A 10,456-nucleotide genomic window follows, 5' to 3' on the forward strand; every position below is an offset into this window, starting at 1 on the left:
GCGCACGGTGATCCGCTATCCCACCTTGCCCAGGTCGAAGGAGACGTCGGTGAGGCGGACCGTCCCAACCTCCAGGTCGTCGAGGAGCTTGCGCAGGTCGGCGAGTTTCCAGCGGTCGACCACGAGCCCGTACACGACACCCTCCTCGGCCGTGTCCGCGAGCCACCCGTAGGTCAGCTCGAACTCGCGGAAATCGTCCCCCTCGTCAAGCAGCCCGACCCACCTGCGGAACTCCGCCAGCGCCGCCTCCGGCTCGGTCTCGCACTGATAGGTGAGATCCGTCAGGGCTTGGTCCTTGGTCATGTCGCGGTTCCAGACGACCGCGTTCAACGAGGCCGGTTCATCGGAGTCGTCGTAATATGACGGCGCGTAGATGTAGGAGACGCCCGTCCCTCCGCAGAGTGTGTGCCTGCGGTTGAAGGCGACGAGCCGCTCGGTGGCCATCGGATGCGCGAACTCCACGACCGCGACGGCGGCGAGCGTCTGGGGAAGTCCGTCGATGGTCTTCCGGACCGCCTCCTTGTCGACGGCGGAGTCCGGGTCCATGAAATCGATCGCGTCTTTCAAGCTGCCGGTCGGCCCGGCGAGGGACGGGGCCCGGACGCCGCCGAACAGGTTCTCCACGATTTCGTGATCCGTCCAGCCCGCGCTGGGACCGGCCCGGCGCGGCTCCCCTCGCAGCGTGTAGGACGCCTCCAGCAGCCTTGGGCCATTGCCGTACCCGTACGACAGGCGCTTGTCCGGGTTCGCGATGCGGGCGGCCGTGCCGTACACCTCGCCGATCCGCGCGTCGTCGGAGGGGTCGATGAACACCCACAGAACCCGGTCGACGGCGCCGAAGGCCAGGAACAGCGCCGCGGTGACGGCCAGAACCTTGACGAGAGACCTGGCCACGTACGCCCAGTCGGGCTCCCTCAAGTTCAGCACCGCGCGCTCCTGCGACCTAGATCAAACCGGGTAAGGCGCACCATAGCCGCCCCGACCAGGGGCGGGCAGGGGAATCAGGCGCCCGCCCGCACCGCAACACCCGCAGGCTTGTACGAGGCTTATGTGGAGGTGCGCTCTACCGGGGGTTCGGTGACGCGGTGATCGCCATCGTGGTGTAGGCCATGGTGAAGCCGCCGCCGATCGCGTCGATGGCGGCACCGACGCCCGCCAGCACCTCGGCCAGCTGGTCCGGTGGGAGTTGGGTGAGCGCGCCGGTGGTGGGCAGCAGGTCGAGCCAATCGTCACGGCTGTAGTACCGCTCCCAGTCGAATCGCCACTGCTCCGGCTCGCCGAACTCGGCCGTCTTCCGGATGCCGTCGGCGAACGTGGTGAACATCGTCTGGTAGATGTCCTGGCCCGGCCTCGGCGGTCCGGCGCTGAGCGGCGAGTCGGGCGCCACCTTCCGGAAGACGGTGGCGAACGCCTCGGCGACGAACGGCGGCGGGTCGTACACGTGCGCGAACACCGCCAGCAGGCCGCCGGGTCGCAACACCTGCGCCGCCTTGGCGGCGCCCGCGACCGGGTCCACCCAGTGCCAGGACTGCCCGGCGACGACCGCGTCGAAGGTACGGCCGGCGGCGTCCCAGTCCTCGAACGTCACCACCTCGACCTCCACCCCGGTACGGCGGGCGAACTCGGCCATCCGGACGTCCGGCTCGACACCCAGCACATTGCACCCGGCCGCCAGGAACTGACGGGCTTCTATGCCGGTGCCGCAGCCGACATCGACGATGTCGAGACCGGGGCTGGCGGCGATGATCTGCTGCACCAGGGCGTCGGGATAGTCGGGGCGGGCCCGGTCGTAGCGTTCGGCGTCGACCCCGAACGACTCCGCCATCTGCCTGGCCTTATGGGGCTCGTTCCGCGAAGGCTCTGGTTGCTCCTGCGATAGAGTGGGCATGCGCCCACCATAGTGGGCACGCGCCCACTCGACAACCGGGCAGCCGTTCGCGGTGAGCGAAGAGCGGGCGAAGAGCGGGCGAAGGCGTGGGAAGAAGGGGAACGGGCGATGCCGACTGGAGTGGCCCTGCGGGATGTGCGGCAGCAGCTGTTCGACGCCGCCGAGCGCGTCCTGCTCCGGGACGGGGCGCCCGGCCTGACCAGCCGGGCGGTCACGGCGGAGGCGGGCGTCGCCAAGGGCGTCCTGCACCGGCACTTCGAGGACTTCGACGCCTTCCTCGTCGAGCTCGTGCGGGACCGCGTCGCCCGGCTCGAGGGCCAGGCCACCGCCCTTCGCGGCTCCGCCGGGACCGGCGACGTCGCCGGCAACCTGACCGGGGCGCTGATTGACCTGTTCGACTCGGTCGCCGTGGCGATAGTCGGTCTCGTCATCTTCCGGGATGAGTTGCGTACCCGGCTGCGCCAGGCCCGGCCGGCTCCCGGCATCCCGATCCTGACGGATGCCGCGGCCATGATCGCCGCCTACCTCAACGAGGAGTGTGAGCTGGGCCGCATCGCGGCGGACGCCGATGTGGACGCGCTGGCGCTCTCCCTGATCGGGGCCGGGCACATGCTGTTCGCCGGCCGGGAGGGGGTTGCGCCGGAGACGGAGGAAGTCGGCAAGGTGGTCAACGCCGTCATCGCCGACGTCGTGCAAAGACGCCTGCTATGAGCTGATGCTCACCGGCCGGCGCGCGCGCACCAGGACGATGCCGACCGCGAGCGTCATGGCCAGGCAGACCGGGGTGTAGAGGAACAGGTTCAGCCAGTAGAACGGGCTTCCGGTGTCCGCGCCGAGGCCGAAGGCCCATACCAGGCCAACAAGCCCGCGCACCAGCACACCCGCGCCCACGGCCATGGTGACCACCTTGGCCACCCACCCGCCCCGCCCGCCGGATGCCGCCGCCACCGACAGGGCCGCCACGCTCAGCACGAGGATGAGCGGCAGCAGCACCCGTGGAGTGAAGGGCACCTCGGCGTTGAGGACGGCCAGGGAGAGCGCGCGGGAGTCGGCGATGGGCCGGACCACCCAGAACAGATGGACGAGTGCGTCGAGCAGCAGGACGGCGGCGGCGAACGCGCCGGGGCGTGAGATGTTCATGCCCTCCAGGAGGCGGCGAACTCGCCAATGGTTCCATGGAACCTTCTGCCCCCGAGCCGCCTCTGGATAAGCATCAACTACCACTGGTTGAAGCTGGTGGTTTGCTCTCGCGGTCCCGTCTGGTTGAAGGGAGGCCGGTAGCGTGTGGCTGGTTGATGGCAGCCCAGCCCGCAGCGCCGCGTGTGGCGATGTTGCGGGCTGCGATGTGGTCGGCGTGCCCAGCGAGGCCACACCTGGTGCAGACGAACCGGCCCCGCGCCGGCCGGTTCGCCCTGGCCACATACCCGCATTCCGGACACGCCTGCGAGGTGTAGGCGGGGTCGACCAGGATGAAGGCGACCCCGGTCCGGGCGGCCTTGTAGCGGGTGAAGGTGATCTGCTGGGCGAAGGCCCAGTTGTGCAGGGTGCGCCGCTGGAACCGATGAGCCCTTACCCGGCCGCGGATGCCCTGCAGATCCTCCAGGGCGACACCGCGGCCGGTGCGTTCGGCTTCACGCACCACGAATTTGCTGATTTGGTGGTTGAGGTCGGTCATCATCCGATGCTCACGCCCGGACAGACGGCGCAGCACCCGCCGCGCCGCAGAAGTCCCCTTGGCCTGCAGTCGTCGGCGTTGCCGGTGCCGCCGCTCCCGCAGGGTGCGGACGTGGCCGTTACCGCCGACCGGGCCCGGCAGCGCCGGGCCGGGCAGCACCACGCCGTCGCAGGTGACCGCCAGGTTCGCCACCCCTTGATCCACCCCCACAAAACCGCCGACCGGCTCACACACCGCCGGTCGGGGCAGGGTGACGGCCACCTGCAGCAGCCACACCCCGCGCCGGCAGATCAGATCCGCCTCCCCCACCGGCAGCGTGTCGATGGCTTTGAGGTCTTCTGGCCGACCGGTGTAGGGGACGGTGACGCGGCCGGTGGGGGTCCACAACGACACCGTCCGGGCGTCCCGGTTGAAGCTCATCAGCCGGGCGTCGTAGGGGACGGCGCCCTGCGGGCGGAACATATGGGCCCGTTTCTTGCTGGCGCGCCGGTTGGCATACGCGGCGGCGACCCGGGCGATCGCCCGCACGGCCGCTTGCGCGCCCAGCCCGGCCACCCGCGCCCGCACCTCGTAATAGGCCAGCCGGTGCAACTCCACCACCGCGAAGACACGGTGCTGCCAGGCCAGGCGGGAGACGACGGTGGCCGCCTGATTGCACAACAGCACCGCCGCGGCCAGCGCCTCAGCCTGGGCCGGTGCGGGCGTGAGCCGCAGCTGCACGATCGAGGGCAGGCCGTCGCGTTTGGTGGCGGAGCGGCGGATCGCCATCGCGCACCTCCTGTCACAGCGTCCTCACTCACCGCACACATTACCGAACGTGACCGACTCTTTCCATGCTGTTTTCGAAAGGAGGCGTGGCGCTTCCTCCCGGCCCTGAAGGACCGGGTCTCCGCGCCACCATTCAGATGAACTGGCCTGTTGCCGACCTGGACCCGGTGCGCCGGCTGCGCGTGCTCGCCGCGGGCGTTCCCGGCGCGCGTGTCGCCGAGCGGATTCTTCCCGACCCCTTCGAGCTGGTCTGGGAGGTGGCGAGCGACTTGGAGCGGGAGTTCGGCACCTTCGAGCCCGACATGCGACGCCTGCGGATCGTCGCGGACGACGCAGACGGGCGGCTGGTGGCCGAGGCCCGCAGCAAGTACGGCATGCGCGCCCGCTTCGACGTCGACCTGCGGCCCGGCTGGTGCTGGATGCAGAGCAGGTTCCTGCTCGTCGGCCTGGCGGCGACCGCCGTTCCGGAAGGCACGCTGGTGGCGCAGACCGGCGGCATCCGCGTGCCCGGACGTACCGCGCTGGTGCCCCTGGGTGTCAGGACGGCCGGGGAGAAGGCCCTGGCCCGGCTGGCGGCGCGGGTCGCCGAGCGGGCCCGATGAGCGCGGCGGCGCTCGTTCTGGCCGCTCAGCGCGGAGACACGATGGCGATGAACGACCTGCTCCGCGAGCTGACCCCGTACCTCGGCCGGATCTGCGGGCCCATCGCGCTCGACAGCGGACAGGACGCGGTCCAGGAGGCGTTGATCGCCGTCTTCCGTAACCTGCGCGCGCTGCGCGAGCCCGACGCGCTGTACGGCTGGGCGCGCGCGATAGCCGTGCGAGAGGCCGTCAGGATCGCCAGGCGCGACAACCGCGTCGGTCCCGCGGAGCCGGGCGACCTGCCGTCGCGGCAGGACGTGGAGCACGCGGTGGACATCCGCGACGTGCTGGAACGGCTCACGCCCGAGCACCGCGCCGTGCTGGTGCTGCGCGATGTCGAAGGGCTCGACGAGGCCACCGCGGCCAGGCTGCTGGCGGTGCCGGTGGGCACGGTCAAGTCCCGGCTGGCGCGGGCCCGGCTGAGCTTCCGCAAAGCCTGGCAATCGTGAGCGATTCCCTACGGGGAATTGTCCGATGTCATGACTCGCCCGGATGATCCTCACGTAACCGAAGCGTGGGGAAGGACGTGCGATGAGGAGCTATCACCTGCGGCCGGGACGTGGTCTCGCCGGGCTGACCGTCGAGGACCGGGACGAGCCAGCGCCGGGGCGCGGGCAGGTCGTGGTCAGGATCCGCGCGAACGGGCTGGGCTATCGCGATCTGATGGTGCTGGCGAACGACTACCCGCTGCCGATCACGCCCGGCGTCGTGCCCGGCTGCGAAGGCGTGGGCGAGGTCGTGGCCGTCGGCGAGGACGTGACCCGGGTCAGGACGGGCGACCGGGTGGCGGCCACGGTGTTCCCACGCTGGTTGGACGGGCCCTTCCTGCTGGAGAACGCCGCCCAGCTCGGCACCATGACCGACGGGGTGCTGGCCGAGTACGCGGTGCTGAGCGAGGACGGCGTGGTGCCCATCCCCGAGCACCTGTCGTACGAGGAGGCGGCGGCGCTGCCGCTGGCGGCCGTGACCGCATGGAACGCGCTGACCTCCGGCGGCCTCCCACGGCCCGGCCAGACCGTGCTGACGCTCGGCTCGGGCGGGGTGTCGCTGTTCACGCTGATGTTCACCAAGCTGAGCGGCGCCCGGGTGATCATGACGACGTCCGGCCCCGCCAAGGCGGAGCGGCTGCGGAAGCTCGGCGCCGACGAGGTGATCGACTACCGGGAGAACCCGTCGTGGTCGGAGGAGGTCCGCGCGCTCACCGACGGCATGGGCGCCGATCGCGTCGTCGACCCGGCGGGGCCGCTGGAGCAGTCGCTGAAGTCGGTGGCGTTCGGCGGCGAGGTGGCGTTCGTCGGTTACCGGCTGTCCGGTGCCGCGGGCGCCCGGCCGGTCGACCCGGCGCTGCTGTTCGGGGCGGGCGCGGTGCTGCGCGGGGTGGCGACCGGCAGCCGCGCCCACTTCCTCCAACTCAACCGCGCGATCGCCACGCACCGGCTGCGTCCCGTCCTCGACCGGGTGTTCCCGTTCGAGGACGTCCACGAGGCGTACCGCTACTGCGAGGCGGGCGGCGGCTTCGGCAAGATCGTCATCAGCCACGACTGACTGAGCGCCCCTGCCAGGAGACGGCGTTCCTGGCGGGTGGACGACCGTCGTCAGGAGCTCGTGAGGATGACGAGTTGCTGGGTCGCTCGGGTCATCGCGACGTAGCGGTCGACCGCGCCTTCGATGCCCTCGCCGAAGGCTTCCGGGTCGACGAGGACCACCAGGTCGAACTCCAGCCCCTTCGACAGCTCCGGGGTCAGCGACCGGACGCGGGACGTCGCACGGAATGTGGGGTCGCCGATGACGCACGCGATCCCTTCGGCGTGTGCGGCGAGCCAGGTGTCGAGGATCGAGCTCAGGTCCGAAGCGGATCCGTGGACGACGGGGACATCGCCGCGCCGGATGGAGGTCGGCACGTTGGCGTCCGGGAGCACGGCCCGGATGACCGGCTCGGCTTCCGTCATGATCTCTTCCGGCGTCCGGTAGTTGACGCTCAGGGATGCCAGGTTGATCCGGTCGAGCCCGATCCGCTCAAGCCGTTCCTGCCACGATTCCGTGAACCCGTGCCTGGCCTGGGCACGGTCCCCGACGATGGTGAAGCTCCGGGACGGGCACCGCAGCAGCAGCATCTGCCACTCCGCGTCGGTCAGTTCCTGAGCCTCGTCCACGACGATGTGCGCGAACGGGCCGGCGAGCAGGTCCGGTTCGACGGTGGGCAGTGCGGTCTCGTCGACCAGAGAGACCTTCGCGTCCTGTCCGCGCAGCATCGTCACCAGGCCTTCACCGTCGTCATCGGCGGCGAGCAGGTTGTCGACGACCTTGTCCATCTGCTCACGCTGGGCGGCGAGAGAGGCGTCATGCCGGCGCTTACGGCGCGCCGCCTCCGGGTCGCCGAGCCGCTGCCGGGCCGCGTCCAGGAGCGGCAGGTCGGACACCGTCCAGGCCTGGGCGTCCGTACGCTGCAGCGCTCGAACCTCCTCGGGGCTGAGCCAGGGAGCGCACATCCGCAGGTAGGCGGGTACGGACCACAGGTCCCCGACGAGGTCGGCCGCTTCGATCAGTGGCCATGCCTTGTTGAAGATCGTGAGCAGCTCCCTGTCCCGCAGCAGCGACTTGCGGAGCAGGTCAGGCGAGGCGTCGCCGTCGTGCTTGTCCATCAGGATCGTGAGCAGTTCCTGCCAGATCTGGTCGCGCGCCTCGTTGTGCGGAGTGCCGGGATCCGGCGCTTGGAACGCCTCGGCCCAATCCTCGACGCTCAGCCAGATGTCGGACCAGGGGGTCGTGATCGTCATCCCCTTGGTGGGCGGGTTCTCGTAGAACCTTACGGCCGGCTCGATCGCCTGCGTCAGGTTCGCGGACGACTTCAGGCGGGCCACGTCCGGGTCGGCCTCGATCGCCGCCCCGGCCCCCTCGGCGACGAGATCCCGCAGGGTGCAGGTCTGCACACCCTCCTCTCCGAGGCTGGGCAGGACGTCGGCGACGTAGGCCAGGTAGGGCTGGTGCGGACCGACGAACAGCACGCCACCCCGGTGGTGACCGAGGCGAGGGTCGGAGTAGAGGAGGTAGGCGGAGCGGTGCAGCGCGACGACGGTCTTGCCCGTACCCGGACCGCCGTCGACGACGAGAGCGCCACGGGACCCCGCGCGGATGATGGCGTCCTGGTCGGCCTGGATGGTGCCGAGCACGTCGCGCATCCGGGCCGACCGGTTGCTGCCCAGGCTGGCGATGAAGGCGGACTGGTCGTCGAGCGCGGCATGCCCGACCAGCCCGTCCGAGGTGAACACCTCGTCCCAGTAGTCACTGATCCGGCCGCGGGTCCAGCGATACCTGCGGCGGCTCGCCAGGCCCATCGGGTTGGCGTGGGTGGCTCCGAAGAACGGCTCGGCCGCCGGGGAGCGCCAGTCGAGCAGCAGTTGACGGCCCGCGCTGTCCCTGAGGCCGAGCCGGCCGACGTACACGGGCTCGGGGTTGTCCGCGCTGACCATGTGTCCGAGGCACAGGTCCAGGCCGAAGCGGCGCAGCGCGCGCAGGCGAGCGGTCAGCCGGTGGATCTCCATGTCCCGGTCCATCGCCGCCCGGCCTATGCCGCCGGGCGCCTTGCGCTCGGCGTCGAGGCGGTCGGACAGGTCGGCGATCGACTGCTCAAGGCTCTCCGCGATGGCCGCGAAGTGCCGCTCGTCGCCGGCGATCAGCGTCGGGTCGGCCTTGAGGGCGAGGCGGTCGGGAAGGTCGAACGCGCTGGTGGTCAGGGGGTTCATGGGGTTCACGTAAAAAGCTCCGATCTGAGGTCGCTTGCGACCATGACGCACGGCAAGGCGGTCCCGCGTGGTTCACGCGGACACGGGCGGCCTTTCTCGGCTGACCACGTCGAGCAGCAGCTTCGCGGCCACCGCCGCCCCGTCGGTACGGATCGTGCCGGCCACGGCGGTCGCTCGTGCGCGGGTCTCGGGGGTCAGGACCGTCCTGAGCGCGGCTGTCAGGGACTCGGTGGTCGGAATCGGACCGTCGTGTGCCGTACCGATGCCCAACTCGGCCACCCGGCCGGCCCAGTACGGCTGGTCCACACCCTGGGGTACCACCACCTGAGGCGCGCCGGCCCGCGCGGCCGTCGTCGTGGTGCCCGCGCCGCCGTGGTGCACGACCGCGGCCACCCGGCCGAACAGCGCCTGATGGTTGACCTCGCCGACGACGAAGCAGTCGTCGCGGTCGTCGATCAGGGCCAGGTCGGCCCAGCCTCGGGACACGACCGCGCGGCGGCCCTGCGCGTGGATCGCCTCGATGGCCTCCTGGGCGACGTTCGTCGATGTACGCATGGGCATGCTGCCGAACCCTACGTACACGGGCGGTGTGCCGGCGTCCAGGAACGCCACCAACTCGGCCGGGAGGGGGCGAACATCGGGCAGGATCCACGCGCCGGTCTGGACGACGTCGAGATCCGGCGTCTCCCGCCGTGGGTCCAGGATCGGATCCGTCGCCAGCCACGGCTGCTCACCGATGACGTAGTCGCGGACGTCGTCCACCGGTGGCAGGCCGATCGACGCCCGGTTCGTGTTGAGCGCCGCGCCGAACAGCTCGTTGATGCTCTGGGCGTCCAGCTCCCACAGCACCCGGTTGTCGGTCACCTCCGGCGGGAACGGCCGGCCCGCATACGCCAGCGGCGGATAGTGCGGCGACGGCAGGGGATTCTGCTGGAAGGTCACGGACACGGAGCGGATACCCAGCTTCTCGGCCACCGACCGCGCGCCGGCAATGGCCGGAAATACGCCGGTCACCACCAGCACATCGCATCCCTCGGCCGCCGCGGTGACCGCGTCGAACTGGGCGGCGATCAACTCGGCCGCGCGCTGGGGCAGGGATGACGGCGATGGCTTCGCGGTCGTCAGCGCGCGTGCCGACCGGCCGACCGGCACCAGCGGCACGCCGACACCGGCCAGCCGCTGCGCGAAGTCCTCGTCCGGCGGCGCGCACACCCGCACCTCCGCGCCGCGTTCCCGCAGCCGCACCGCGAGTGCCACCAGCGGTTCGACGTCCCCACGTGATCCGTACGTCGACAACAACACCCGCACTTCGTGCCCCCGTTTTCTGACGTTCTGGCCTACGGCCGCTGATTCTGCGGCACGACCGGGGTCTTGCCGCAAGCCCCCCGGTGCGCTATACGTTGAGAGTGGAAAGGCGCGGGTAATCCCCTTTCCCCCTTCACGAAGCGGCGCTGCGCAGCGTATCGCCGCCGCGCCCTCGGTTCGTCGGAGACGATCCAGGGAGTCCACGATACTTAAGCCGCGTTCGAGATTGACAAATAGGGGCTCCATACGTCATCATGGAAATGCGACCGGAACGATGGGTCTGCGTAAGCGTGGACAAATGGAGTTTGAGCGAGTACGCTCACACTTCCACGCTGCCTTTCTGACGACCCGCTCCGCTTGCTCACGTTGCGAGGTTGTCTGGCGTGCGTGTAGTCAGTCCGCCGCGAGCCCTCGGAAGGACATCTGTTGGCAGCCT

Annotated in this window: 10 protein-coding genes; 4 read left to right on the plus strand and 6 right to left on the minus strand. The window is 70.4% G+C overall.

Annotated features, from left to right (window positions below):
- Positions 1-15 precede the first annotated feature (15 nt).
- Together AB0H88_RS27770 and AB0H88_RS27775 are read right to left on the minus strand one after the other, a co-directional pair.
- Complete coding sequence (locus AB0H88_RS27770) at positions 16-927, minus strand: hypothetical protein (RefSeq protein WP_357649297.1); 912 nt, start codon at positions 925-927, stop codon at positions 16-18.
- Between the two features lie 136 nt (positions 928-1,063).
- Complete coding sequence (locus tag AB0H88_RS27775; protein WP_357649299.1) at positions 1,064-1,888, minus strand: class I SAM-dependent methyltransferase; 825 nt, start codon at positions 1,886-1,888, stop codon at positions 1,064-1,066.
- A gap of 108 nt (positions 1,889-1,996) precedes the next feature.
- Between AB0H88_RS27775 and AB0H88_RS27780 the strand changes: the two genes are divergently transcribed.
- The gene (locus AB0H88_RS27780) at positions 1,997-2,599 is read left to right on the plus strand and encodes a TetR/AcrR family transcriptional regulator (RefSeq protein ID WP_357649301.1); all 603 of its coding nucleotides are present in this window, start codon (positions 1,997-1,999) and stop codon (positions 2,597-2,599) included.
- On the opposite strand, the gene AB0H88_RS27785 is transcribed toward AB0H88_RS27780, so the two are convergent.
- Positions 2,594-3,028, minus strand: coding sequence for a hypothetical protein (locus AB0H88_RS27785; protein WP_357649303.1), 435 nt, complete (start codon positions 3,026-3,028; stop codon positions 2,594-2,596). The genes AB0H88_RS27780 and AB0H88_RS27785 overlap by 6 nt on opposite strands.
- Before the next feature lie 73 nt (positions 3,029-3,101).
- Positions 3,102-4,331 (minus strand): transposase, encoded by a 1,230-nt coding sequence (locus tag AB0H88_RS27790; protein WP_357649305.1) that lies wholly within the window; start codon positions 4,329-4,331, stop codon positions 3,102-3,104.
- A gap of 137 nt (positions 4,332-4,468) precedes the next feature.
- Between AB0H88_RS27790 and AB0H88_RS27795 the strand changes: the two genes are divergently transcribed.
- The 3 genes from AB0H88_RS27795 (at position 4,469) to AB0H88_RS27805 (ending at position 6,517) form a co-directional block, all read left to right on the plus strand.
- Positions 4,469-4,933 (plus strand): hypothetical protein, encoded by a 465-nt coding sequence (locus AB0H88_RS27795; RefSeq protein WP_357649307.1) that lies wholly within the window; start codon positions 4,469-4,471, stop codon positions 4,931-4,933.
- A gap of 41 nt (positions 4,934-4,974) precedes the next feature.
- Entirely contained in the window at positions 4,975-5,421 is a 447-nt protein-coding gene (locus AB0H88_RS27800; RefSeq protein WP_357649309.1) for a sigma-70 family RNA polymerase sigma factor, read from the plus strand.
- Positions 5,422-5,503: 82 nt separating this feature from the next.
- Positions 5,504-6,517: an NAD(P)-dependent alcohol dehydrogenase gene (locus AB0H88_RS27805; RefSeq protein WP_357649311.1), complete on the plus strand. Its 1,014-nt coding sequence runs from the start codon at positions 5,504-5,506 to the stop codon at positions 6,515-6,517.
- A gap of 50 nt (positions 6,518-6,567) precedes the next feature.
- On the opposite strand, the gene helR is transcribed toward AB0H88_RS27805, so the two are convergent.
- On the minus strand, positions 6,568-8,715 hold the full coding sequence (gene helR, locus AB0H88_RS27810) for an RNA polymerase recycling motor ATPase HelR (protein ID WP_357649313.1): 2,148 nt from the start codon (positions 8,713-8,715) through the stop codon (positions 6,568-6,570).
- Positions 8,716-8,787: 72 nt separating this feature from the next.
- Entirely contained in the window at positions 8,788-10,023 is a 1,236-nt protein-coding gene (locus AB0H88_RS27815; protein ID WP_357649315.1) for a glycosyltransferase, read from the minus strand.
- Positions 10,024-10,456: the final 433 nt, after the last annotated feature.

It is taken from the genome of Nonomuraea sp. NPDC050680 (genome assembly GCF_040654555.1).
GTDB lineage: Bacteria > Actinomycetota > Actinomycetes > Streptosporangiales > Streptosporangiaceae > Nonomuraea.